At 55.1% G+C, this 24,284-nt stretch carries 22 protein-coding genes and 3 tRNA genes; 7 read left to right on the top strand and 18 right to left on the bottom strand.

Annotated elements, in window-relative coordinates:
- Positions 1-95: 95 nt before the first annotated feature.
- On the bottom strand, positions 96-2,033 hold the full coding sequence (gene sltY / locus GJ746_RS03820) for a murein transglycosylase (RefSeq protein WP_154678999.1): 1,938 nt from the start codon (positions 2,031-2,033) through the stop codon (positions 96-98).
- A gap of 274 nt (positions 2,034-2,307) precedes the next feature.
- Between sltY and ettA the strand changes: the two genes are divergently transcribed.
- Positions 2,308-3,975, top strand: coding sequence for an energy-dependent translational throttle protein EttA (gene ettA, locus GJ746_RS03815; protein WP_139539357.1), 1,668 nt, complete (start codon positions 2,308-2,310; stop codon positions 3,973-3,975).
- A 172-nt stretch (positions 3,976-4,147) separates the two neighbouring features.
- Here the strand turns inward: ettA and nadR are convergent, their stop codons facing one another.
- From nadR to serB, 3 genes are all read right to left on the bottom strand, one after another.
- Positions 4,148-5,395 carry a multifunctional transcriptional regulator/nicotinamide-nucleotide adenylyltransferase/ribosylnicotinamide kinase NadR gene (gene nadR / locus GJ746_RS03810; protein ID WP_154678998.1) on the bottom strand — a complete coding sequence of 416 codons (1,248 nt, stop codon included), beginning with the start codon at positions 5,393-5,395 and terminating at the stop codon, positions 4,148-4,150.
- A gap of 149 nt (positions 5,396-5,544) precedes the next feature.
- Entirely contained in the window at positions 5,545-6,927 is a 1,383-nt protein-coding gene (radA, locus tag GJ746_RS03805; protein WP_004110386.1) for a DNA repair protein RadA, read from the bottom strand.
- A gap of 9 nt (positions 6,928-6,936) precedes the next feature.
- A complete protein-coding gene (serB, locus tag GJ746_RS03800; RefSeq protein WP_154678997.1) occupies positions 6,937-7,908 on the bottom strand; it encodes a phosphoserine phosphatase in 972 nt (323 codons plus the stop codon).
- 104 nt (positions 7,909-8,012) lie between these two features.
- On the opposite strand from serB, the gene GJ746_RS03795 reads away from it, so the two are divergent.
- Positions 8,013-8,654, top strand: a complete 642-nt coding sequence (locus GJ746_RS03795; protein ID WP_154678996.1) for a YtjB family periplasmic protein — start codon at positions 8,013-8,015, stop codon at positions 8,652-8,654.
- Positions 8,655-8,664: 10 nt separating this feature from the next.
- Positions 8,665-9,681 (top strand): lipoate--protein ligase LplA, encoded by a 1,017-nt coding sequence (lplA, locus tag GJ746_RS03790; protein ID WP_154682635.1) that lies wholly within the window; start codon positions 8,665-8,667, stop codon positions 9,679-9,681.
- Positions 9,682-9,766: 85 nt separating this feature from the next.
- Here lplA and deoD read toward each other — a convergent pair whose 3' ends face one another.
- From deoD to GJ746_RS03725, 13 genes are all read right to left on the bottom strand, one after another.
- Positions 9,767-10,489 carry a purine-nucleoside phosphorylase gene (gene deoD, locus GJ746_RS03785; protein ID WP_100777730.1) on the bottom strand — a complete coding sequence of 241 codons (723 nt, stop codon included), beginning with the start codon at positions 10,487-10,489 and terminating at the stop codon, positions 9,767-9,769.
- Between the two features lie 93 nt (positions 10,490-10,582).
- A complete protein-coding gene (deoB, locus tag GJ746_RS03780) occupies positions 10,583-11,806 on the bottom strand; it encodes a phosphopentomutase (RefSeq protein WP_154678995.1) in 1,224 nt (407 codons plus the stop codon).
- A 52-nt stretch (positions 11,807-11,858) separates the two neighbouring features.
- The gene (gene deoA, locus GJ746_RS03775; RefSeq protein WP_154678994.1) at positions 11,859-13,181 is read right to left on the bottom strand and encodes a thymidine phosphorylase; all 1,323 of its coding nucleotides are present in this window, start codon (positions 13,179-13,181) and stop codon (positions 11,859-11,861) included.
- Positions 13,182-13,259: 78 nt separating this feature from the next.
- The gene (gene deoC / locus GJ746_RS03770; RefSeq protein WP_154678993.1) at positions 13,260-14,039 is read right to left on the bottom strand and encodes a deoxyribose-phosphate aldolase; all 780 of its coding nucleotides are present in this window, start codon (positions 14,037-14,039) and stop codon (positions 13,260-13,262) included.
- A 416-nt stretch (positions 14,040-14,455) separates the two neighbouring features.
- Complete coding sequence (locus tag GJ746_RS03765; RefSeq protein WP_154678992.1) at positions 14,456-15,733, bottom strand: NupC/NupG family nucleoside CNT transporter; 1,278 nt, start codon at positions 15,731-15,733, stop codon at positions 14,456-14,458.
- Between the two features lie 147 nt (positions 15,734-15,880).
- Positions 15,881-16,660 carry a metal-dependent hydrolase gene (locus GJ746_RS03760; protein WP_154678991.1) on the bottom strand — a complete coding sequence of 260 codons (780 nt, stop codon included), beginning with the start codon at positions 16,658-16,660 and terminating at the stop codon, positions 15,881-15,883.
- Complete coding sequence (locus tag GJ746_RS03755) at positions 16,657-17,730, bottom strand: patatin family protein (RefSeq protein WP_154678990.1); 1,074 nt, start codon at positions 17,728-17,730, stop codon at positions 16,657-16,659. The genes GJ746_RS03760 and GJ746_RS03755 overlap by 4 nt, the downstream gene beginning before the upstream one ends.
- 120 nt (positions 17,731-17,850) lie before the next feature.
- Complete coding sequence (locus GJ746_RS03750) at positions 17,851-18,012, bottom strand: DUF1328 domain-containing protein (RefSeq protein ID WP_003856556.1); 162 nt, start codon at positions 18,010-18,012, stop codon at positions 17,851-17,853.
- Between the two features lie 124 nt (positions 18,013-18,136).
- On the bottom strand, positions 18,137-18,748 hold the full coding sequence (osmY, locus tag GJ746_RS03745) for a molecular chaperone OsmY (RefSeq protein ID WP_154678989.1): 612 nt from the start codon (positions 18,746-18,748) through the stop codon (positions 18,137-18,139).
- 217 nt (positions 18,749-18,965) lie between these two features.
- Positions 18,966-20,555, bottom strand: coding sequence for a peptide chain release factor 3 (gene prfC, locus GJ746_RS03740; protein ID WP_154678988.1), 1,590 nt, complete (start codon positions 20,553-20,555; stop codon positions 18,966-18,968).
- Positions 20,556-20,646: 91 nt separating this feature from the next.
- Positions 20,647-21,324 carry a pyrimidine 5'-nucleotidase gene (gene yjjG / locus GJ746_RS03735; RefSeq protein WP_154678987.1) on the bottom strand — a complete coding sequence of 226 codons (678 nt, stop codon included), beginning with the start codon at positions 21,322-21,324 and terminating at the stop codon, positions 20,647-20,649.
- 14 nt (positions 21,325-21,338) lie between these two features.
- Positions 21,339-21,785, bottom strand: coding sequence for a ribosomal protein S18-alanine N-acetyltransferase (gene rimI, locus GJ746_RS03730; RefSeq protein ID WP_154678986.1), 447 nt, complete (start codon positions 21,783-21,785; stop codon positions 21,339-21,341).
- A complete protein-coding gene (locus GJ746_RS03725; protein WP_154678985.1) occupies positions 21,754-22,167 on the bottom strand; it encodes a DNA polymerase III subunit psi in 414 nt (137 codons plus the stop codon). The genes rimI and GJ746_RS03725 overlap by 32 nt, the downstream gene beginning before the upstream one ends.
- Positions 22,168-22,320: 153 nt before the next feature.
- On the opposite strand from GJ746_RS03725, the gene rsmC reads away from it, so the two are divergent.
- The 4 genes from rsmC to GJ746_RS03705 all read left to right on the top strand — a co-directional run bounded on the left by rsmC (position 22,321) and on the right by GJ746_RS03705 (position 23,837).
- Positions 22,321-23,349, top strand: a complete 1,029-nt coding sequence (gene rsmC, locus GJ746_RS03720) for a 16S rRNA (guanine(1207)-N(2))-methyltransferase RsmC (protein ID WP_154678984.1) — start codon at positions 22,321-22,323, stop codon at positions 23,347-23,349.
- 168 nt (positions 23,350-23,517) lie between these two features.
- A tRNA-Leu gene (locus GJ746_RS03715) sits at positions 23,518-23,604 on the top strand.
- A 28-nt stretch (positions 23,605-23,632) separates the two neighbouring features.
- Positions 23,633-23,719, top strand: a tRNA-Leu gene (locus GJ746_RS03710).
- A gap of 31 nt (positions 23,720-23,750) precedes the next feature.
- Positions 23,751-23,837 (top strand) — tRNA-Leu (locus tag GJ746_RS03705).
- 19 nt (positions 23,838-23,856) lie between these two features.
- Here GJ746_RS03705 and GJ746_RS03700 read toward each other — a convergent pair.
- The gene (locus tag GJ746_RS03700; RefSeq protein ID WP_154678983.1) at positions 23,857-24,096 is read right to left on the bottom strand and encodes a DUF1435 domain-containing protein; all 240 of its coding nucleotides are present in this window, start codon (positions 24,094-24,096) and stop codon (positions 23,857-23,859) included.
- Positions 24,097-24,284 lie beyond the last annotated feature (188 nt).

Here is a 24,284-nt window from a genome sequence, read left to right as displayed (position 1 = left end):
CTCACTAACGAGTACAAAGCATAACATACTTCTGTGCGGACTCTATGCATTTCGGGCAGCCTGGCGAAACGCCATGCTGCCCAATGACTAACGTATCAGTAGCGCAGCTTCCACTCCGCATCGCTGAGCAGCGTATCTTTCTGGCCCATAAAATAGCGATAGTAGGCATCATAGGATAAAACGTTTTTCACGTAGCCGCGCGTTTCAGAGAACGGAATGCTCTCGACGAACGCCACCGCGTCAATACGGCCGCCGCTGTTACCCCGCCAGGTACGCACTCGTCCGGGACCGGCGTTGTAGGCCGCTGAAGCGAAGATACGATTATTGCCGAACTGCTGGTAAACATATTGCAGATAGCTGGTACCAATATTGATGTTCATTTCCGGGTCCAGCAGCTGCGACGGGCCGCTATAGCCGGGGATACTGAACATGCTCACCGTATGCGTGGCGGTACCCGGCATAATTTGCATCAGGCCGCGGGCGCCTACCGGCGAACCGGCTTTCGGGTTCCAGGCGCTCTCTTGGCGTGCAATAGCCATCGCATAGCTTTGCGGAATATCTTTCCCGCTGATGTAGCGGGTAAAGAGGTCGTTATAGGCCAGCGGGAAGCGCTCTTCCAGCTGATCCCACAGCTTCCCGGCGATGGTGGCCTGAACGCTAAGATCCCACCAGTTCTGATTAAACGCGTAACGCGCCAGCTGCGCCTGCTGAGCTTTAGTCTTGCTGGTCACCAGGTTAGCCCACTCGCTGCGGGCGGTATTATCCATATTCCAGTACATCAGTTCGCGGACCCGCGCCATTTCTGGTCCGGAGGTCAGCGCCGGATCGAGATTAGCGGGCGCTTTATCAATGCGGAAAGTGTACTCCTCGCCCAGGCGCTGGGCTGCGACCATCGGGTAGAAACCGCGCTGCTGCATCAGCGAGCGCAGAATATCTTTCGCTTCATCATCACGCCCGCGCTCCAGCAGCAAATCGGCCTGCCAGTAGCGCCATTCATCCTTCTCTTTTGCTTCCATCGGCAAACGCGCCAGCCAGGTATTCAGGCCTCGACGATCTCCAAGCCCAAGCGCCATACGTACCCGACGCTCGACCAGTGGGGTGGATTGCGAACGCATAATGGCATCATCGCGCCAGATAGCCTGCTCTTCGGTAACGTCGCTGCCCATCAGGCGCCAGGCGACGATGTCCCGCAGCTCCTGGGTCTGATCTTCATTTAGCTGCTGCGCCTGCACTAACGAGGGGATCATCAGGCGCGCGTTTTCTACATCCTGGCGCGCAACGCTGGCAAAAGCGACCGCCGCCATCTGGCGAGTGAAATCCGTCGCGCCGGTTGTACGGGCGAAAGACATCACGCTATTGGGATCGTTAGCCAGCGCGATTACCGCCGTGGCAATGGTTTGATAATCAGACGGCATCTGCTGGGCGAGAACCCGCACCAGGCTGGTATTCCCCGCTTTCATCGCCAGACGGATCCGCTCGAGATAGGCCAGAGGATCCTGCTGTCCGGAGGCGCGCCAGGCGCTAAACAGGCGATCGCAGGCGTTTGGCTGGCTTTTGCCACTCAGCCACAGCTCTTTCGCTCCTTCCCAGGCCTCCTGAGTCTGGCCAACATTCCATTTTGCATAGTAGTAATTACACTGCGCTTCCGTACTGGTCGGTTTATCCGGGCTAAACGCCAGCAGACCGCGCCAGTCATCACGACGCGCCAGTTCGTTGACGAACCGTGACTTCAGCGAACGCGCAGGAGGCAGCGTAGGGTTGGCGGCGATAAAATTAGTCACCACCAGCGATGGCTGGTTCATCAGGTCGTCGCTTATCTGCCGGTACTGAAGATAAGGATAGAGCGGATAGGTCGTTAGCGTGGGCATCAGCTGATTGACGACATCCATTTGTCGGCTATCCCAGGCTTGTTTAATTTGAGCATAGCGGCTGCGCTGTTCATCCAGTGAATCCGCATGCGCCAGTTGGCTTAACGTCAGCAGACTCACGCCGGCAGCCAGAAGACGCCACGTCACAGTTTTGGCTTTTTCCACAAGCTCTTCCTCTCTATCAAGTGCATCACGGCAGCATCATGCCGCCCGCAAAAATTTTAGTTATTACGTAGATATGCTAATCAGACAACGCGATTCGCGCCATGTCGCGGACATTTTTTTACTCTTTTGTTAATCCCATCGCCTCGCTGGGATTAAGGCGCGAAAAAGGCTACACTTCGCCTTTGAAAACTATTCACTACCCTACTCAAAATCATTCTGGCTGCATCAAGCTAGCCTGAGGGATAAAGAGTATATAAAAGAGGCGAAGTCCAACGTGGCTCAATTCGTTTATACCATGCATCGTGTCGGCAAAGTGGTCCCGCCGAAACGTCATATTCTGAAAAATATCTCCCTGAGCTTCTTCCCTGGCGCAAAAATCGGTGTTCTCGGTCTGAACGGCGCCGGTAAGTCTACCCTTCTACGCATCATGGCCGGCATCGATACCGATATCGAAGGCGAAGCTCGTCCGCAGCCGGGCCTGAAAATCGGCTATCTGCCGCAGGAACCGCAGCTCAATCCTGAGCAGACCGTACGTGAGTCGGTTGAAGAGGCAGTGGCCGAAGTCGTTAACGCGCTGAAAGGTCTGGATGAAGTGTATGCCAAATACGCTGAGCCGGATGCCGATTTTGACAAGCTCGCCGCTCAGCAGGGCAAGTTTGAAGAAATCATTCAGGCGCACGATGGCCACAACCTGAACGTGCAGCTTGAGCGCGCGGCTGATGCCCTGCGCCTGCCGGACTGGGACGCGAAAATCGCCAATCTCTCCGGTGGTGAACGTCGCCGCGTCGCGCTATGCCGCCTGCTGCTGGAAAAACCAGACATGCTGCTGCTCGACGAACCGACCAACCACCTGGACGCCGAGTCCGTGGCATGGCTGGAACGCTTCCTGCACGACTTCGAAGGCACCGTGGTGGCGATCACCCACGACCGTTACTTCCTTGATAACGTAGCCGGATGGATCCTTGAGCTTGACCGCGGCGAAGGTATTCCGTGGGAAGGCAACTACTCCTCCTGGCTGGAGCAGAAAGATCAGCGTCTGGCGCAGGAAGCTTCTCAGGAAGCGGCTCGTCGTAAGTCGATCGAGAAAGAGCTGGAGTGGGTTCGTCAGGGTGCGAAAGGCCGTCAGTCCAAGGGTAAAGCCCGTCTGGCGCGCTTTGAAGAACTTAACAACGTCGAATACCAGAAACGCAACGAGACTAACGAACTGTTTATTCCGCCGGGAGCGCGTCTGGGGGATAAAGTGGTCGAAGTCAGCAATCTGCGTAAATCCTACGGCGACCGTCTGCTGATTGACGACCTGAGCTTCTCGGTACCGAAAGGCGCTATCGTCGGTATCATTGGTCCTAACGGCGCGGGTAAATCGACCCTGTTCCGCATGATGTCCGGCCAGGAACAGCCTGACGCGGGTTCTATTACCCTGGGCGAAACCGTTAAGCTGGCCTCCGTCGATCAGTTCCGCGACGCGATGGATAACAGCAAAACCGTGTGGGAAGAAGTTTCCGGCGGGCTGGATATCATGAAGATCGGCAATACCGAGATGCCGAGCCGCGCCTACGTTGGCCGCTTTAACTTTAAAGGCGTTGACCAGGGCAAGCGCGTAGGCGAGCTGTCCGGCGGTGAACGCGGTCGTCTGCATCTGGCGAAGCTGCTGCAGGTTGGCGGTAACGTCCTGCTGCTCGATGAACCGACCAACGACCTGGATATCGAAACCCTGCGCGCGCTGGAAAACGCCCTGCTGGAGTTCCCGGGCTGCGCGATGGTTATCTCGCACGACCGCTGGTTCCTTGACCGTATCGCGACCCACATTCTGGATTACCAGGATGAAGGAAAAGTGGAGTTCTTCGAAGGTAACTTTACCGAATACGAAGAGTACAAGAAACGCACTCTCGGCGCTGATGCGCTGGAGCCAAAGCGTATCAAGTACAAGCGCATTTCGAAATAAAAGCACAAGGGCAACGCAAGTTGCCCTTTTTAGTGTCTGCCCCTCTCCCGCCAGGAGAGTTTTGTAGCCTGGCTAAGGCGTTCACGCCGCCAGCCGGGAAACCAACCACATACCGCTTCAGCCGTTTCCCCGGCTCGCCCTGCACTTAGCCGGGCTACGGATTCGTGCGGCATCAGGGCACAGAAGACCCACCCTGCTCGCCCATCATTTCTTTCACCAGCTCAACGCAGCGCAGGAAACGAGCCTCATAATCGGCTTCTTGCACATGCACAAAGTCGATCTCGTTTTCGTTAAGTAGCGAAACCAGCAGCGACTGGAACTCTTTGCGATCCACCGAGCTGCCGAGACTACGCAGACCGTCGGCCACCCATGGAGTATTGTTCTCCAGCAGAATCACCAGGTCGAAGCGATACTCATCGATCAGCGCCTGAACAAAAGGATGTTCCCTCCCTTCATACTTCAGGCAAAAGGCCTGCGTGCTGACAAAATCGGTATCAATAAACGCGACCTTATTGGCGTACTTCACGGCGAAATCAATGTACTGCGCGTGCCCAAGCGCTATCTTGTCGTAGTCAGAATATTGCAGAGCAATTTCATCGCCACCGAGATGCGAAAAAACATAGTCACGGCCATATTCCCAGGCGCTGGTGGTATTAAAGATATTGGATAGTTTATTCACCAGCGTCGACTTACCGCTCGACTCGCCGCCGAGGATTGCCACCGTGCGCACGAAAAACGGCTTTACTTCGGTAGGAATATATTCCCAATAGCGGAACGGATTTTCACGAATCTGCCCGCCGCTGATGTTCATAAAGGTGCGTTTAGGGTCGATAAGTACGGTTTCAATCCCCAGATGCTCGAGATACTGCGGCGCATCGCTCTCTTCTGAGGTGTAGATCCAGTTAGGTTCAATCCCCTTCTCGCTCATAAAGGCGCGGATCCCGCGACTCCAGACGTCCCAGCCGTGAGGATAGGGTTCCATCCCCTCTTCATTGAAGGAGTGGATGCGGATATTCTTCTGATATTTAAAAGTTTGCAGCAGCCAGCGCAGACGGTCGGGAACGGTCGGCTGCTGCGACATAGCGCTCTGTTCAAACAGTTCGCGATCGCGGGGATCGTCATAGCCCATGATGATATGCAGCTCATCGACCTGGCTACAGGCGCGCTGAATCAAGTAAATATGCCCGGTATGCAGCGGGTAAAACTTACCAAAAACCACTCCCACGGTTTTTTGCTGGCGCGGAAACGCCAGCCCCAGGAAGCGGTGCAGAGCTTCCAGCTTCTGCGCGCTGGGGCTTTTAATTTTGGCGTTAAGCAGCTGGCTCAAATAGCCTTTTGTCATCCCGCTGGCGTCAGCTACCTGCTGTAGCGTGCAGCCCTTCTGCTTAATTGCGGTTTTGATATAGTCGAATGATGACACAAGAGCCTCCTGCTTTAGCAATACTGAAAAAATATCCTGCGGATTTCCGGTAGCAGGAGGGCGGCTTCCCGATGGGCTTAGTGAACTAAGTAATTCGGGTCAGCGAACGACACCAGCAGACCTGCCGCCGGAAAGCGACGGATATTTAATTATAAGTCGTCAAAGACGCTTAGTGCGTCCGCAAGCTTCTTCACGCCAAAGATCTGCATTCCTTCCGGCACTTTTTTCGGCACATTAGCCGCCGGAACGATAGCGCGACGAAAGCCATGCTTAGCCGCTTCAGATATACGCTCCTGGCCGCTCGGCACCGGACGGATTTCGCCGGCCAGCCCCACCTCGCCAAAAACCACCAGATCCTGCGGCAGCGGACGGTCGCGCAGGCTGGAAACCATTGCCAGCAGCAGCGCCAGGTCGGCGCTGGTCTCGGTGACCTTCACCCCGCCAACAACGTTAACGAACACGTCCTGGTCAGCCATCTGCAGGCCACCGTGACGGTGTAGCACCGCCAGCAGAATCGCCAGACGGTTTTGCTCCAGCCCTACCGCCACGCGGCGCGGGTTGGACATCATCGAATGATCGACCAGCGCCTGGATCTCCACCAGCAGCGGGCGAGTACCTTCCCAGACCACCATCACCGAGCTGCCGGAAGTGACTTCATCGCCACGGCTGAGGAAGATGGCGGACGGGTTGCTGACTTCGCGCAGACCCTGCTCGGTCATGGCGAATACGCCCAGCTCATTAACGGCGCCGAAGCGGTTTTTATGGCTGCGCAAAGTACGGAAACGCGAATCGGCATCGCCGTCGAGCAGAACGGAGCAGTCGATACAGTGCTCCAGCACCTTTGGCCCGGCCAGCGAGCCGTCTTTGGTGACGTGGCCGACCATGACGATAGCCACGCCTCGGGTCTTGGCAAAGCGCGTTAAATAAGCCGCCGTTTCGCGCACCTGGGCCACGCTGCCAGGCGACGACTGCACGTCGGCCATATGCATGACCTGAATAGAGTCGATAACCATCAGCTGCGGCTTTTCTTCGTCAGCAATCTGGCAAATCTGCTCAATACTGGTTTCTGACAGCATATTGAGGTTGGCCGTCGGCAGCCCTAAACGGTGGGCGCGCATCGCCACCTGCTGAAGCGACTCTTCTCCGGTGACGTACAGCGTCTTCATGCCTTCAGACAGCTTACACAGGGTCTGCAGCAGCAGCGTCGACTTACCGGCTCCGGGGTTACCGCCGATCAGGATCGCGCTCCCCGGCACCACGCCGCCGCCGAGCACGCGGTCAAACTCTTTAAATCCGGTAGAAAAGCGCGGCAGCGCTTCCAGGCTGATATCCGAGAGCTTTTGTACTTTCGATACGCCGGCATTCCCGGCGTAGCCTGACAGACGCTCGTTTCTTGCCACCTGCGGCGAAGCGGCTATGCGCATCTCGGTGATGGTATTCCAGGCATGACAGGCGCTGCACTGCCCCTGCCAGCGCGGATAATCCGCACCGCATTCATTACAGACAAATGCGCGTTTTGGAGCTTTCGCCACGTTAACCTCTTACTTTTGATTCATGCTGCCGGAGAGAATACAGAATACTCCCATCAGGTCAGCATGACGGATTGTTACTTCCGCCAGTTCATTGACTTTCGGCTTAGCATGGTAGGCGATGCCGAGCCCTGCCGCTTTGATCATCGGCAGATCGTTCGCGCCATCGCCAATGGCGACGGTTTGCGCCGGCGGGATTTCATACTTTTCCGCCAGTTTGCGCAGCACATTGGCTTTGTATTTCGCATCGACGATATCGCCGATAACGTTGCCAGTCAGCTTACCGTCCATAATCTCCAGTTCGTTGGCAAACACCGCGTCCAGATGCAGCTTGTCGCGCAGATACTCGGCAAAGAAGGTAAAGCCGCCGGAGGCGATCGCCACTTTCCAGCCAAGCGTTTCCAGCTTCAGCACCAGCTGGGTCAGGCCCGGCATCAGCGGCAGCGTTTCGCGTACCTGCAGCAAAATATTTGCATCGGCATCTTTTAGTGTTGCCACCCGCTGACGCAGGCTGGCGGTGAAATCAAGCTCGCCGCGCATCGCGCGCTCGGTCACTTCCGAGACCAGCTCGCCGGTACCGGCCAGTTTGGCGATTTCATCAATGCACTCAATCTGGATCGCCGTCGAGTCCATATCCATGACCAGCAGGCCCGGCGTACGCAAATGGGGGATTTTACCCAGCGGCGCGACGTCAAACCCGGCCTCATGGGCCAGACGGGTCGCTCGCAGCGTTAAAGAGCCAGCCAGTCGAATCACCTGATAGTCGTCAACAGCCCAGGAGGCAACAATCACCAGAGCTGCGCCCAGTTCGCGCTGCCACTCGGTCAGACGACGCTTGTTAAGACCGCGACCATACAGCAGCCAGCCGCTGCGTCCGGCATGATAATCCAACGGCATGACCTCATCACCGCTCAGGGAAAGCGGCAATCCAGGCCACAGGGAAACATCTTCAGGCAGGTCGCACCAGGTCAAACTGTTTGGCATCACGGCTCCACATCACTTCATTCAGGCGAGGAAAATAACGCATGAGGCTACCTTGTAACCAGCGCTTCTGGCAACATTAAGCTGCAAATTTTCAAAGGTGGAATATGGTACGCGCAAAACTTAAATTCCGGCTGCACCGCGCGGTGATAGTTCTGATCTGTCTCGCGCTCCTCGTCGCCCTGATGCAGGGCGCCTCGTGGTTCAGCCAGAACAGCCAGAAGCAGCGCAATCCGCAGCTGGAAGAACTGGCCCGCACGCTTGCCCAGCAGGTCACGCTCAACCTGGCGCCGCTGCTGCGCAGCGAGACGCCTGATGAAAAGCGGATTAGCCAGCTGCTGGAACAGCTTACCCACAAAAGCCGGATCCTCGACGCTGGCGTGTACGACGAACAGGGCGATCTGGTAGCGCGCTCAGGCGAAAGCGTCGAAGTACGCGATCGGCTGGCGCTGGACGGAAAAAAAGCGGGCGGCTACTTCAATCAGCAAATCGTCGAGCCTATTCAGGGTAAAAACGGCCCGCTCGGCTATCTGCGCCTGACGCTGGATACTCATACCTTAGCTACCGAAGCTAAGCAGGTGGATAATACCACCAACATATTGCGCCTGATGCTGCTGCTATCGCTGGCCATCGGGGTGGTCCTGACGCGCACTCTGCTGCAGGGTAAACGTACCCACTGGCAGCAATCGCCTTTCCTGCTTACCGCCAATAAGCCTGTAAAGGATGAAGATAAAGATGAATCAGAATAAGGAAATCGCTATGTCCACGCTGCGCCTGCTGCTCTCCGACTCTTACGATCCGTGGTTCAACCTGGCGGTTGAGGAGTCTATTTTTCGCCAGATGCCCGCGACGCAGCGGGTACTGTTTCTGTGGCGCAATGCCGATACGGTGGTGATTGGCCGCGCGCAAAATCCCTGGAAAGAGTGTAATACCCGACGTATGGAAGAGGATAACGTTCGTCTGGCGCGGCGCAGCAGCGGCGGCGGCGCGGTATTCCACGATCTGGGCAATACCTGCTTTACCTTTATGGCCGGTAAACCGGAATACGATAAAACCGTCTCCACCAATATCGTCCTGACGGCGCTGAATTCATTAGGCGTCACGGCGGAGGCCTCGGGCCGTAACGATCTGGTGGTAAAAACCGCCGAAGGCGATCGCAAAGTCTCCGGCTCCGCCTATCGCGAAACGATGGATCGCGGCTTTCACCACGGTACGCTGCTGCTGAACGCCGATTTAAGCCGTCTGGCCAACTACCTCAATCCCGATAAGAAAAAGCTGCAGGCAAAAGGGATTACCTCCGTGCGCGGGCGGGTGGCGAATCTGGTCGACCTGCTGCCGGGTATTACCCATCAGCAGGTCTGCGAGGCGATTCAGGAGGCGTTCTTCGCCCATTACGGTGAACGCGTTGCGGCCGAAGTGATCTCTCCGGAGAGAATACCGGACCTGCCGAATTTTGCCGCGACCTTTGCCCGCCAGAGCAGCTGGGAGTGGAACTTTGGCCAGGCTCCCGCGTTTAGCCATCTGCTGGATGAGCGTTTTACCTGGGGCGGCGTAGAGCTCCATTTCGACGTTGAGAAGGGCCATATCACGCGCGCTCAGGTCTTTACCGACAGCCTCAACCCGGCTCCGCTGGAGGCGCTGGCCGCCAGGCTGCAGGGCTGCCTGTACCGCGCTGATATGCTGCAGCAGGAATGCGATGCGTTATTAGTGGATTTCCCGGAGCAAGAAAAAGAGCTGCGGGAGCTGTCGGCGTGGATTGCCGGCGCGGTACGCTAATAAAAAAGCCGGATGGCGGCAACGCCTTATCCGGCCTGGAGTTTTTACGCTGTTTTATCCCCCCGGTAAACCGGGGCTAAAGCGCTTACTCTTTATCGCCCAGCAGAACGGACTCCAGCGCGATTTTGATCATATCGTTGAAGGTCGTCTGACGTTCAGCAGCCGTGGTCTGCTCGTGGGTACGGATATGGTCAGAGACGGTGCAGATGGTCAGCGCTTTCGCACCAAACTCCGCCGCAACGCCGTAGATACCGGCCGCTTCCATTTCCACGCCCAGAATGCCGTATTTTTCCATTACGTCGAACATCTCACCGCCGTCCGGCGCATAGAACAGGTCAGCAGAGAAGATGTTGCCTACGCGAGCGTCAACGCCCAGCGCTTTTGCCGCGTCAACCGCGTTACGCACCATGCCAAAGTCGGCAATCGCCGCAAAGTCGTGGTCTTTGAAACGCATACGGTTAACTTTAGAGTCGGTGCATGCGCCCATACCGATAACCACGTCGCGCAGCTTAACGTCCATACGCACCGCGCCGCAGGAGCCAACGCGAATGATTTTTTTGACGCCGAAGTCGGTGATCAGCTCTTTAGTGTAGATGGAGCAGGACGGGATACCCATGCCGTGGCCCATAACGGAGATTTTGCGGCCCTTATAGGTACCGGTGAAGCCCAGCATACCGCGCACGTTGTTCACTTCACGCACGTCTTCAAGGAAAGTTTCTGCAATGTGCTTCGCGCGCAGCGGATCGCCAGGCATCAGCACAACGTCAGCGAAATCGCCCATTTCTGCATTAATGTGTGGAGTAGCCATCGTTAAATCCTTCTTAATGTTGTTGCCTGATGGCGGCTACGCCTGATCAGGCCTACAAAAAAGGCCCGGTGAGGTGACTCACCGGGCAAATAATCACAGCATGTTTTTGCCGTAGGCCATCGGAGAGGTACCGAAGTACGTTGCCAGGGTCTGACCGATATCGGCGAAGGTTTCGCGGTGACCCAGCGAACCCGGCTTCACTTTCGGACCATAAACCAGTACCGGAATATGCTCACGAGTATGGTCGGTACCGGTCCAGGTCGGGTCGCAGCCGTGGTCAGCGGTGAGGATCAGAATGTCATCTTCCCCTACCAGTTCCATCAGCTCCGGCAGACGGCGGTCAAACAGCTCCAGACCTGCGGCATAGCCTGCGACGTCGCGACGGTGGCCCCATGAAGAGTCGAAGTCCACGAAGTTGGTAAAGACGATGGTCTCATCACCAGCTTCTTTCATCTCTTTAATGGTGGCGTCAAACAGCGCATCCAGACCGGTCGCCTTCACTTTTTTAGTGATCCCGCAGTTGGCGTAGATATCGGCGATTTTACCCACCGAAACGACCTGGCCATTTTTCTCGTCAACCAGCTTCTGCAGCACCGTGGGTGCCGGAGGCTCAACGGCCAGGTCATGACGGTTACCGGTACGCTGGAAGTTACCGGCTTTATCGCCGATAAACGGACGCGCGATAACGCGGCCGATGTTGTAGCCGCCTTCGGTCAGCTCTTCACGCGCGATTTCACACAGCTCGTACAGCTTATCAAGACCAAAAGTCTCTTCGTGGCACGCAATCTGGAACACCGAGTCAGCAGAGGTGTAGAAAATCGGCTTACCGGTTTTCATATGCTCTTCACCGAGCTGGTCGAGGATAACGGTACCGGAAGAGTGGCAGTTGCCGAGGTAGCCCGGCAGATTAGCGCGCTCAACCAGTTTATCCAGCAGCTCCTGCGGGAAGCTGTTTTCATGCTCAGGGAAATAGCCCCAGTCAAACAGAACCGGCACGCCGGCGATTTCCCAGTGTCCCGACGGGGTGTCTTTACCGGAAGAGAGTTCATGCGCCCATGCGTAAGCGCCGATAACTTCCGCGTTACCATCCATCCCGGCGGCAACTTTACCGGTAGAACCTTCATGGGCTTTAACCAGCCCCAGACGGGTCAGATTAGGCAAATTCAGCGGCCCTTTGCGGCCATTGTCAGCCTCGCCTTTAGCACAGGCTTCCGCAATATGGCCCATAGTGTCTGAACCGACGTCGCCAAAGCGGTCAGCGTCTTCAGTCGCACCGATGCCGAATGAGTCCAGCACCATAATAAATGCACGTTTCATATTATTCTCCGTACCTTTTGCGCTGCAAAAAAGCGATCAGATCAGTATATAACTATTCGGTGATACGACGATAGACCGTTGGCGTAATTTCAGGCGCTTTATCGTCAAGTTTAATGGCCGCTTTAACGGCCCTGGCGGCTTCCTGCCAGCTGTTTTCATCTTTAGCATGGATAACCGCCAGCGGCTGCTGTGTATCAATGCGCGCGCCGAGAGGAACCATGTCGGTAAAGCCGACGCTGTAATCAATCAGATCCGATGCCTGGCGGCGTCCGCCGCCCATGGAGACCACCGCCATGCCCAGCGCGCGAGTGTCCATTTCGGCAACAAATCCTTCGCCTTCGGCGTAGACCGCTTTGCTCAGCATCGCGCCCGGCAGGTATTTATCGTAGTTTTCCACGAAATCGCCTGGGCCTTTTTGCGCTGCCACCATACGGCCAAAGACTTCTGCGGCTTTGCCGTTATCCAGCACCGCCTGAAGCTTAGCCCGCGCGTCGGCGTCGTTCTCCGCCAGCCTGCCGGAAATGAGCATCTCGACGCACAGCGCCATCGTCACCTCCAACAGCCGCGGATTGCGGTACTCGCCGGTGAGGAACTGCACGGCTTCCCGCACTTCCACCGCATTACCGGCGCTGGAGGCCAGCACCTGATTCATATCGGTCAGCAGTGCGGTCGTCCGCACGCCTGCGCCGTTAGCGACGCCAACGATCGCTTCCGCCAGCGCGGCGGAAAGCTCATAAGTCGGCATAAAAGCGCCGCTGCCGACTTTGACATCCATCACCAGCGCATCCAGCCCTTCCGCCAGTTTTTTCGCCAGGATCGAGGCGGTGATCAGCGGGATGGAATCCACCGTCGCGGTAATATCGCGGGTCGCATAAAAACGTTTGTCCGCTGGTGCCAGAGAGCTGGTCTGCCCGATAATCGCGACGCCAACATCTTTAATGATTTCACGGAAGCGGCTATCGTCCGGGAAGATATCGAAACCGGGAATCGCTTCCAGCTTGTCGAGCGTACCGCCAGTATGACCGAGGCCGCGCCCGGAGATCATCGGCACATAGCCGCCACAGGCTGCGACCATTGGTCCCAGCATCAGCGAGGTCACATCGCCTACGCCGCCGGTCGAGTGCTTATCGACGATCGGTCCGTTGAGGTTAAGGCTCTTCCAGTCCAGAACGGTACCTGAATCCCGCATCGCCATGGTCAGCGAAACGCGTTCCGGCATAGACATATCGTGGAAAAAAATGGTCATCGCCAGAGCAGCTATCTGCCCTTCTGAAATAGTGTTATCGCGGATACCGTTGATGAAAAAACGAATTTCTTCATCACTCAGCGCATGACCATCGCGTTTTTTACGAATAATTTCTTGTGCGAGAAACAAGATAACCTCCCGGGGAAAGAGTCAAAGACCAACCACAGGCCGGACGACATCCGGCCTTACGGTCAGGCAAATTACGTTTTAGTAGCTGCTGGCGCTCTTACCATCGCCGTGTCCCAGCGCTTTAAGCAGGCTTGCCAGCAGGCTGGAAGCGCCAAAGCGGTAGTGGCGAGAGTCTGCCCATTCGGCACCGAACAGTTCATCGGCAATGGCGAGGAATTTTTGCGCGTCTTCTGCGCTACGCACGCCGCCTGCCGGTTTGAAGCCCACGCTCTGCTGAACGCCCATATCACGAATAACTTCCAGCATGATGCGCGCGCTTTCCGGCGTTGCGTTCACCGGAACTTTGCCGGTAGACGTTTTGATGAAATCGGCACCGGCTTTGATGGAGATTTCAGACGCTTTACGAATCAGCGCCTCTTCTTTCAGCTCTCCGGTTTCGATAATCACTTTTAGCAAAACGTTTGCCGCCGCACAGGCTTCCTTACAGGCTTTCACCAGGTCAAAACCCACCTGTTCGTTACCCGCAATCAGCGCACGGTAAGGGAACACGACGTCAACTTCATCGGCACCGTAAGCAATCGCCGCGCGGGTTTCCGCCAGGGCGATATCAATATCATCGTTGCCGTGCGGGAAGTTGGTCACCGTCGCGATGCGGATATCCGGGGTTCCCTGCTCGTTCAGCGTCTTACGAGCGATCGGGATAAAGCGCGGATAGATACACACTGCGGCAGTGTTACCTACCGGTGTTTTGGCCTGACGACACAGCGCGATCACTTTTTCATTGGTGTCATCATCGTTCAGGGTTGTCAGGTCCATCAGTTTCAACGCGCGCAGGCTGCTTGCAGTTAAATCAGTCATTTCATACTCCGACGGCGTATTGCCGCTTTAAAGTTTGTTCACCTTGCGAGTCTGTTACTATTGTAACATTCCCTCGCCGCTACACTTCGATATACATCACAGTTAATGAAAACTAATCACCAATTTGCATTGCTGTAACGTGATATTAATCACATAAATTATCTTATGGCTGGCGCTCAACGAGTAAAACGCTCGGTAAGCATAATCAGCAATCTCAGCGCCGACCTAATGTTATTATTATAACATAACCACTCGTAACAACTCGACGTCAGTGCGCACATTTTGTGCGAGAAAATGCAAAAAAGCTCGCTAGCCATTGATAAACAGAGCGTTGAAGCATGATGGGATTTTAACACTAAGAAGCGAGTCGCCGGCGGCTGAAGAACCGCCGGGATTTTAGCAGTCAATAACTACGGTTATAGCGCGAGGAAAACGCCTGCAATGGTGGCGCTCATCAGGTTAGAAAGCGTACCCGCCGCCACGGCCCGCATACCCAGTTGCGCAATCTCCTGTCGGCGAGTTGGCGCCATCCCGCCCAATCCACCAATCAAAATAGCAATGGACGACAGGTTGGCAAAACCGCACAGGGCAAAGGAGATAATGGCTTTGGTGTGGGTGGAAATCACCTGTAAACCTGCGGCAGCCACTTCGACGTCGGCTTTCAGATATTCGCCGAAATTCATATAAGCCACAAACTCGTTGATAATCAGCTTCTGGCCGATAAATGAACCCGCAACGGTAGCCTCATTCCACGGAACGCCAATCACCCACGCCAGCGGCGAAAAGACCCAGCCGAGAATCATTTGTAGCGACAGCTCCGGATAGTTAAACCAGCCGCCGACGCCGGAAAGAATACCGTTAACCAGGGCAATCAGCGCGATAAACGCCAGCAGCATCGCCCCGACGTTGAGCGCCAGCTGCATCCCCGAAGCTGCCCCGGATGCGGCAGCATCCAGTACGTTTGCCGGAGCCTCAGGATCGGCGTCATTTTTTTCCAGCGCCGGGCTATCTTGCGGCTGCTCAGTTTCCGGCACGATAATCTTCGCAAACAGCAGACCGCCCGGCGCTGCCATAAACGAAGCGGCAATCAGATATTCCAGCGGTACGCCCATCTGGGCATAGCCGGCGAGAACGGAGCCCGCGACCGAAGCCAGGCCCCCACACATCACCGCAAATAGCTCAGAGCGGGTCATGGTGGCGATGTAAGGACGCACGACCAGCGGCGCTTCGGTCTGACCAACAAAGATATTCGCCGTGGCAGAAAGCGATTCCGTGCGCGAGGTTTTCAGTACCGCCCGCAGCGCTCCGCCAAGAATGCGGATAACAAACTGCATGATGCCGAGATAATAAAGGACGGCGATAAGCGATGAGAAGAAGACAATCACCGGAAGGACGCGCAGAGCAAAAACAAACCCGCCGCCGCCGAAAACTTCAAACATCTTATCGGAAACCAGTCCGCCAAAAATAAAGCCGATCCCTTCATTGCCATAAGCGATAACGTTGGCAACGCCGTTTGACATAGCCAGCAGCGCCGTGCGCCCGGCCGGTACGTAGAGAATTAACGCGCCGATCCCCACCTGGATAATCCAGGCGCCGAGGACGGTACGCATATTGATGGCTTTTTGATTGCTTGAGAGGAGCACAGCGATGGCTAACAACACCACCATGCCGATAAGTCCCATGATAATTTGCATACAGAGTCCCTGTGTATTGATAGTTCAGCCTTAAAACCTCCGCGATTATAACGGTATGAAACCATCAAGCCCGCCGTAGCTCACACATTTTAAGCAAAACAATGAGATAAAAAGGCAGGAATGAGACACAGATCACTCCATAAAATATTATGGAAGAGAAAAAACCTCTTTTGTATTACAAATCATAGCATTAGCAATTTCTTCCGCAGGCTCAGGGCGAAGCTCGCATAAGGCGGAGAACACGCGAGCGACCTGTTCAGGCCTGTTCGGCTGTCCCTGGAAACCGTTCAACGGCATATCCGGCGCGTCGGTCTCCAGCAGCAGCGCCGTCAACGGCAGCTGCGCCATTACATCCCGCGTCTTGCTGGCGCGCGGATAGGTAATCGTACCGCCAACGCCAATTTTGTAGCCCAGCTGCACAAAACGCTCCGCCTGCTGTAGGCTGCCGGCAAAACCGTGTACCACGCCGGTTCTCGGCAGAGCGTGCTTTTTTAGCAGCATAGCCAGCTTATCGTGGGTACGTCTGGAGTGGAGGATCACCGGGAGATCGTAGCGCTTCGCCAGCCTCAGCTGCGCCTCAAATACAGCAACCTGACGATCAAACTGCGGATCCTCACGATAGAGATCGAGACCGATTTCCCCTACGGCGATCAGCTTATCGTGACCCTGAGCCAAACAGGCGTCGAGTCGTTCCAGGCTACCCTCATCATGCCGCTCAATAACGATCGGATGTAAACCTAATGCGGCATAGAGCTCGCTATACTTCTCTGCCAGCGCGAGGATGCGGGCAAAATTATCCGCTTCTGTTGCGGGTACCACAATCTGCGTCACGCCAGCCTGCGCCGCCCGGGCAACGCTGGCGGTTTCGTCGCCGGTGAAAGGAGGAAAGTCAAAGTGGCAGTGGGTATCAATAAATCGCCGCGTCACGCCAGATCCTCATTATCGAAGCTGGCATCATTAGCCTGCAGGGCCGCGATAACCGGGGTCTGAGGGATTTCATTGGCCACGGGTGCTGGCGGGATAACCACCGCTTTCGGCACGGCAATGCGCGGCGAATGGCGCAATAACGGCGGTTTATCGGCCAGCAGTTTACCGACGGTGGCCAGGAAATAACGCCCGCACTGGCGACCGGTCTTGTAGTCTTCCAACAAAGCGGGAAGGCGGCTGCCTAATGCCATACTTTTCAATGGCCTCTGCGGGTATATTTCCAGAATTCGCAGCTTACCCGGCGGTTTTTCAATAAATTCCTGCGTGGTGCGATAGGTGGTTTCATGGTGCTGCACCAGATTCACAAACGGCTGCAGGCTACTTTCGCCGAGCCAGCGCTCCATTCGTTTAAACCACTGCGGAGTGTAATACATCTGCGAAGGCACGGTGCGGATCACCACGATGGTTTGCGCTCCCCGACGGGCGGCCTCCTGCACGGGTATCGCATCGCTGACGCCGCCGTCAAGATAGCTCACTCCTTCCAGCAGCACGCCGCTGCGGTAAAACCCGGGAATGGCGCTGGAGGCGCGAATCAGGTCAAGCCAGGTTTGCCGGGTAGGGGAAAAATAGTTTGGCGTATAATCATCGCCGCGGCAGGCGCACATCCAGAACTCTTTTCCCTGAGCAAAACGATCTTCAGCATAAGCCATTGCCAGCGGCATTTTTTTGGCGGTACTGTCGACCAGCCAGTCGAGGTCGATGAGGTTGCCTCCGCGGACAAAACGCATCGGGTCGAAAAATTCGCGGGCGGTAGTGTAGCGGGTGATTACTTTACGGGCATAGCCCGGCTGGTTGCACAGATAGGCCGATAAATTTTGCGCCCCGGCGGAGGTGCCAAACATCATATCGAACGGGTTAAATCCCGCGCGCATAAATTCGTCCAGTACCCCGGCGGTAAAAATCCCTCGCTGTCCCCCTCCCTCGCACACCAGCGCAAGCCTGCCCGGCTGGAAGGGTTTTACCGATAACGGCGTAATGTTGCCTAACGTAACGGGAATTCGCTGCCCCACCCTGCTTTCCTGTCTTGCTTATAATAGAAACAAAGGTAACGCAATTTTTAACGTCCTGAAACTGAGAAAGCCAGTCACATTGACTGGCTTTATGTAAGACGGTATTTCACTGGTTAACGTCTAGGGACGCCGACGGCCGGTGAACAGGCTGACCAGGAACAGAATAATACCGACAACAAAGACAATTTTAGCAGCCCAGGCAGCGGTACCTGCGAGGCCACCAAAGCCCAGAGCGGCAGCAATTAAGGCGATCACCAGAAAAATAATGCCCCATCTAAACATACGTCTCTCCTTACCATAGTTAATGACGGTCGATTTTCTGCGCACTCAGGCCGCGCATACACAACCCTGTGGTGCTACACATCCTGCGGAAAGGCCGCAGAATAAATTCTTTTAATGAATGGATTTATTTAACGCTAATATCGTTCTTCACGCTTTTAACGCCGGAAACGGCTTTAGCAATGCCTTCGGCACGCTCGGACTGCTTGCTGGATTCGACCGTGCCGGATAGGTGCACGACGCCATCAGTGGTCTCTACCTTCACGTTACGCGACGGAACGATATCGTCAGCCAGCAATTTAGCTTTGATCTCGCTGGTTACCGCCGTGTCGCCTGCATAACCTTTCAGCGAAGCGGATTTTTCATTATGCACGCTCAGCTTGTCATTAACGGAGGCCACACCTTCAACGGCCTTCGCTACGCTAAGGGCTTGCTTATGCTGTTCTGCACTGTCAACCGTACCGCTTAAAGTGACGACTTTATCTTCAGTTTTCACAGAGATATCGGTGCTACGAATGTCTTTATGATCGATCAGCGCCGCCTTCACCCTCGCGGTGATAGTGCTGTCGTCCATAAAATTCCCGACTTTGTTCATCGAATTATCGACGGCTTGCCCGGCATTGCTTGCTGCAGATTTAGCACTGTCAACGGCCGAGTTTTCTGCATACGCTGAAGCGCTGATTATTGCTGAGCCCAGGAAGAGGGCCACGAGTGTCTTGCCGCTCTTAAGTCTTGTCATCGCCGTTCCTCGTTATATCTAAGCAGGTATAGCAAAATAAGTAGTCTATTAAGCCAGATTTCCAAAAATTACTTATTAAATGTAGTAGATACCCGGAAGACTGCGGCATGAACGAGTAAAAAAGCGGACAAAACGGTAAGAATTAAGAACTTTCCAGAAAGGGAAATCGACGGGAAAACCGGCGTGGAGCGCGGCGAAAACCGCGCTCCGGAGAGGATTAATGCTCGCGAGTTTTACGGAACTGCACGTCAGGATAGCGTTCCTGCGTCAGGTTCAGGTTCACCATGGTCGGAGCGATATAAGTGAGGTTATCGCCGCCATCCAGCGCCAGCTGAATTTCGTTTTTGCGCTTAAACTCTTCGAATTTCTTCGCATCGCTACTTTCAACCCAGCGCGCGGTAGCAACGTTGACGGATTCATAAATCGCCTCAACGTTGTACTCGCTCTTCAGACGAGCAACGACCACGTCAAACTGCAGAACCCCTACCGCGCCGACGATAAGGTCGTTATTAGCGATCGGACGGAACACCTGTACCGCGCCCTCTTCAGAGAGCTGAACCAGGCCTTTCAGCAGCTGTTTCTGCTTGAGCGGATCTTTCAGGCGAATACGACGGAACAGCTCCGGCGCGAAGTTCGGGATACCGGTGAACTTCATCATTTCGCCCTGGGTGAAGGTATCGCCAATCTGGATGGTCCCGTGGTTATGCAGACCAAGAATATCGCCAGGATAGGCTTCCTCCACGTGCGAGCGGTCGCCTGCCATAAAGGTCAGCGCATCGGAGATCACCACATCTTTACCGATACGGACCTGGCGCATCTTCATGCCCTTCTCGTACTTACCGGAAACCACGCGCATAAAGGCCACGCGGTCACGGTGTTTCGGATCCATGTTGGCCTGAATTTTAAAGACGAAGCCGGTAAACTTATCTTCCGAGGCTTCTACCGTGCGGGTGTCGGTTTTACGCGGCATCGGCGCAGGCGCCCACTCCACTAAGCCGTCCAGCATATGATCAACGCCAAAGTTACCCAGCGCGGTTCCGAAGAATACCGGCGTAATTTCGCCTGCCAGGAACAGCTCTTTATCGAACTCGTTAGAGGCGCCTTGCACCAGCTCCAGCTCATCGCGCAGCTGCTGCGCCAGGTCTTCACCCACCGCCGCATCAAGCTCCGGGTTGTTTAACCCTTTAACAATTCGCACTTCCTGGATGGTATGGCCTTTACCCGTCTGATACAGGTAGGTTTCATCTTTATAGAGGTGGTAAACGCCTTTGAACAGCTTACCGCAGCCGATAGGCCAGGTAATCGGCGCACAGCCGATTTTCAGCTCGTTTTCCACTTCATCCAGCAGCTCCATCGGGTCGCGGATGTCACGGTCAAGTTTGTTCATAAAAGTCAGGATCGGCGTATCGCGCAGACGGGTGACTTCCATCAGCTTACGGGTACGATCCTCGACGCCTTTGGCGGCATCGATAACCATCAGGCAGCAGTCCACCGCCGTCAGGGTACGGTAGGTATCTTCGGAGAAGTCTTCGTGTCCTGGGGTATCCAGCAGGTTAACCAGGCAGTCGTGATACGGGAACTGCATGACGGAAGTGGTAATAGAAATACCACGCTGCTTTTCCATTTCCATCCAGTCAGATTTCGCATGCTGGCTGGAGCCACGGCCTTTTACCGTTCCGGCAGTCTGGATAGCCTGTCCGAATAGCAGAACCTTTTCAGTAATGGTCGTTTTACCGGCATCCGGGTGAGAAATAATGGCAAAAGTGCGGCGCTTGGCCACCTCCTGCAAATAAGGAGACAACGTCATAATTCAATCTTCTTGAGTAAGCGGCAACGCGCCGCGCATGTTGAATATGGAAAAATTGCGGCTATTTTACCCATCAATGGGGGGGAGGCAATCAGTGTTTACACAGGAGTTGCTCCAGTTCGCTTAAAGAAGCCACCGTCCAGTCAGCACGGAGGTCAGCCGGCAGCTCGCGTTGATGAGGGTTGAACCAGCAGGTCGCCAGACCGGCATTTACCCCGCCGCGAATATCAGACTCGGCCGTATCGCCGACCATCAGCACCCGCGAACGCTCAGGATTGCCCGCCTGCGCCAGCGCATAGTCAAAAATTCGCGCATCCGGCTTAGCGACGCCAACCTCTTCAGAAATGATCAGCAAATCAAAGTGATCGCGTAACCCGGTCCGTTCAAGACGCGTCTGCTGCAGCGAGGTAAAACCGTTAGTGATGATGCCCATTTTCACTTTACCCTGCAGCGCGTTCAGCAGCGATACCGCCCCCGGCAGCGGCGAACAGATCTCCGCCATCGCGTTCATAAACGCGTCATTCAGTACTCCGGGAGGGACGTTCAGACGCTCCGACCAGCCGTCAAAACGCTGATGCTGTAGCTGCAAAGAGGTGATGGCGCCGTTCTGATAATCAACCCATAGCGGCTTATTCACGGCCTGGTAGTCCTGAAAATCCTCGGCGGAAAACGTCACGCTATAGTCGAGAAACATCCGCTGTAGGCCGCTAAATGAATCAAACGTAAATAACGTTTCATCGGCATCAAAGAAAATCCAGTCCCACTTCATCGTATCACCTTGTCTTACATACTGATTGGTAGTGCCATAATTATTGCGTCCTCACGTCCGTCGACCGTGGGGTAATAGTTGCGGCGAATCGTCGCCTCGTTAAAGCCTAAGCTTTCATAGAGCGCGATGGCGGCGACGTTAGATGCGCGCACCTCCAGCCACAGCGTAACGACGCCGCGTTTTTCAACTTCATCAATAACATGTTCCAGCAGTTCTCTGCCCAGCCCACGACGCTGAAAAGCTGGATCGACGGCGATATTGAACAGCGTCGCCTCGTCGACCACAATTTGCGTAATCGCAAAAGCCGCCATCACGCCGTCCACTGACAGTTGAAGATTCAGGTAGCGTTCACCCTGATTACTGGCAAACGTCTGCTCGCTCCAGGGGAAAGCATGGGCGCGGGTTTCAATTTGCCAGGCGTGGGGCAAATCAGCCGCGTTGAGGGTAGAAATCGTGTTCATGTGCGCAGATCTGTTGCCAGAGCGCCATGCGAGCAGGCGTGCTGGTCTGAAGTTCATCGAAAGCGGGCGTGGATAGCTGTGCACCCGCCAGCGGCAGAGGCTCGTCGGTACCCAGCCGCCAGCTATTGCAGCGGCCCTCCTGGGGCAGCATCGCAACGCGCTCAGGCGTTAGCTGCATCACCTGCTCCGGCGTCAGAGCCAGCGCGCGCAGAATATCGCCGATAAGCGGCTCGGTCAGCGACGGCAGCTCTTCCGCTACCATCACCAGACGAATGTGTCCAGGAAGTGAGATAGCGATTTCACCCTGTAACGCCCCAGGACGACGTAGCGACCACTGGGTGATGCCCAGCTGCTGTAATTGCCAGTCTCGTCGGGATGCCATAGCGAAACACTCCTGTTAATTAAGCGCGCAATATAGCAAATCCGTCGTATCCGCGCCAACAAACTACGCGGCCGGAGAAGCGCATCGCCAACAAAGAGGCAGCCTGAAAGATAACGTGTATAATCGGCGCCAGTCTCAATGAAGGAGTGTTTCATGTCCGCTTTTACCCCGGCAAGTGAAGTCTTGCTGCGCCACAGTGATGATTTCGAGTCCGCCCGCGTTCTGTTTGCCGGTGACATGCAGGATGACCTGCCCGCGCGTCTGGATACGGCGGCCAGCCGCGCCCATACCCAGCAGTTTCACCACTGGCAGGTGCTGAGCCGCCAGATGGGTGAAAACGCCCGCTTTAGCCTGGTCGCTGAAGCCAGCGATATTGCCGATTGCGATACGCTGATCTATTACTGGCCTAAAAACAAACCCGAAGCACAGTTTCAGCTGATGAACCTGCTTTCACTGCTGCCGGTCGGTATTGATATTTTTGTGGTTGGCGAAAACCGTAGCGGCGTGCGCAGCGCCGAGCAGATGCTGGCGGAATATGCGCCTCTGAATAAAATCGACAGCGCGCGCCGCTGTGGTTTGTATCACGGTCGCCTGGAAAAACAGCCCGTATTCAATCCAGAACAGTACTGGGGCGAGTATCCGCTGGAAAACCTGACGATTAAAACGCTGCCGGGCGTCTTCAGCCGTGACGGCCTGGATACCGGTAGCCAACTGCTGCTTTCCACGCTAACGCCGCATACCAAAGGTAAAGTGCTCGACGTCGGCTGCGGCGCCGGCGTGCTGGCAACCGTGCTGGCAAGCCACTCGCCTAAAGTTCGCTTAACATTATGCGACGTCAGCGCCCCGGCAGTAGAAGCCAGCCGCGCCACGCTCGCCGCTAACGGCATTGAAGGAGACGTGTTCGCCAGCAACGTGTTCTCCGAAGTGAACGGCCGCTTTGACATGATCATCTCCAACCCGCCTTTCCACGATGGTCTGCAGACTAGCCTGGAGGCCGCGCAAACTCTGATACGCGGCGCCGTGCACCACCTCAACAGCGGCGGAGAGCTGCGCATTGTCGCCAACGCCTTCCTGCCCTATCCGAACGTACTGGATGAGATCTTTGGCTTCCATGAGGTGATCGCCCAAACCGGCCGCTTTAAGGTCTACCGTACGGTGATGACCCGTCAGGCGAAGAAATAACCCCGCGTTTTTTCGGCGACAGCAGTCGTTTGTCGCCGATGCTTCCCTCCTTTACCCGTCCATTTTTGCAACAATCAATGCAACTGATACAATTAACTATTGACGAATATCTGAAAACCACTAGAATGCGCCTCCGTGGTAACGATACTTTCATAGTGTCGATGGTATGCGAAGGTGGCGGAATTGGTAGACGCGCTAGCTTCAGGTGTTAGTGTCCTTACGGACGTGGGGGTTCAAGTCCCCCCCCTCGCACCATAATCCACGTTGATATTGCTCGCACTGGGCGAAGGTGGCGGAATTGGTAGACGCGCTAGCTTCAGGTGTTAGTGTTCTTACGGACGTGGGGGTTCAAGTCCCCCCCCTCGCACCAACGAGGCGATATCAAAAATTAAGAATACTGTGCGAAGGTGGCGGAATTGGTAGACGCGCTAGCTTCAGGTGTTAGTGTCCTTACGGACGTGGGGGTTCAAGTCCCCCCCCTCGCACCAATATTCTTACCCTTCTGCTTCATCCCATCAGCTTCAAATTCATCATTATCAGCATAATTCCACTGACTAACGCGACGCACGACGGTAGTAACACGAAGTGTCTTAGCTGGCGGTGCCAAATCATCATCGCTGACATCAGCATTCCCAAAGCTACCAGTCCGCGCCAGATATCCAGCGACAAATCGGCAAAACCAAGGGCGGCAATCAATACGCCGGGGATCAGTATTCCCCAACCACTCCCTAAAGTTCGCTGCAACATGTTTACGCCTCTCACAACGATAATGATAACCAATATCATATGATAATTTTTATCATTTGTCATGTAAAAGGAATAACAAGACCTTCTTCTTTACGTTTGTGGTAATGACATACATTCATGAAGGTGATAAATTAAGCAAAACGAATTATATATTAAACTTCCTGATTATTTCGTAAAAAACTTATTTT

The organism is Klebsiella oxytoca (assembly GCF_009707385.1).
GTDB lineage: Bacteria > Pseudomonadota > Gammaproteobacteria > Enterobacterales > Enterobacteriaceae > Klebsiella > Klebsiella oxytoca_C.
The sequence above is the reverse complement of the archived record's forward strand: the minus strand, read 5'-3'. Positions and strand labels throughout refer to the sequence as shown.

Excerpts from the sequence above, each read along its gene's own strand:
- serB (WP_154678997.1), bottom strand. The coding sequence starts at position 7,908 with ATGCCAAACAGTTTGACCTGGTGCGACCTGCCTGAAGATGTTTCCCTG.
- GJ746_RS03795 (WP_154678996.1), top strand. The coding sequence starts at position 8,013 with ATGGTACGCGCAAAACTTAAATTCCGGCTGCACCGCGCGGTGATAGTT.
- lplA (WP_154682635.1), top strand. The coding sequence starts at position 8,665 with ATGTCCACGCTGCGCCTGCTGCTCTCCGACTCTTACGATCCGTGGTTC.
- deoD (WP_100777730.1), bottom strand. The coding sequence starts at position 10,489 with ATGGCTACTCCACACATTAATGCAGAAATGGGCGATTTCGCTGACGTT.
- deoB (WP_154678995.1), bottom strand. The coding sequence starts at position 11,806 with ATGAAACGTGCATTTATTATGGTGCTGGACTCATTCGGCATCGGTGCG.
- deoC (WP_154678993.1), bottom strand. The coding sequence starts at position 14,039 with ATGACTGATTTAACTGCAAGCAGCCTGCGCGCGTTGAAACTGATGGAC.
- GJ746_RS03765 (WP_154678992.1), bottom strand. The coding sequence starts at position 15,733 with ATGCAAATTATCATGGGACTTATCGGCATGGTGGTGTTGTTAGCCATC.
- GJ746_RS03750 (WP_003856556.1), bottom strand. The coding sequence starts at position 18,012 with ATGTTTAGATGGGGCATTATTTTTCTGGTGATCGCCTTAATTGCTGCC.
- osmY (WP_154678989.1), bottom strand. The coding sequence starts at position 18,748 with ATGACAAGACTTAAGAGCGGCAAGACACTCGTGGCCCTCTTCCTGGGC.
- prfC (WP_154678988.1), bottom strand. The coding sequence starts at position 20,555 with ATGACGTTGTCTCCTTATTTGCAGGAGGTGGCCAAGCGCCGCACTTTT.
- yjjG (WP_154678987.1), bottom strand. The coding sequence starts at position 21,324 with ATGAAGTGGGACTGGATTTTCTTTGATGCCGATGAAACGTTATTTACG.
- rimI (WP_154678986.1), bottom strand. The coding sequence starts at position 21,785 with ATGAACACGATTTCTACCCTCAACGCGGCTGATTTGCCCCACGCCTGG.
- GJ746_RS03725 (WP_154678985.1), bottom strand. The coding sequence starts at position 22,167 with ATGGCATCCCGACGAGACTGGCAATTACAGCAGCTGGGCATCACCCAG.
- rsmC (WP_154678984.1), top strand. The coding sequence starts at position 22,321 with ATGTCCGCTTTTACCCCGGCAAGTGAAGTCTTGCTGCGCCACAGTGAT.
- GJ746_RS03700 (WP_154678983.1), bottom strand. The coding sequence starts at position 24,096 with ATGTTGCAGCGAACTTTAGGGAGTGGTTGGGGAATACTGATCCCCGGC.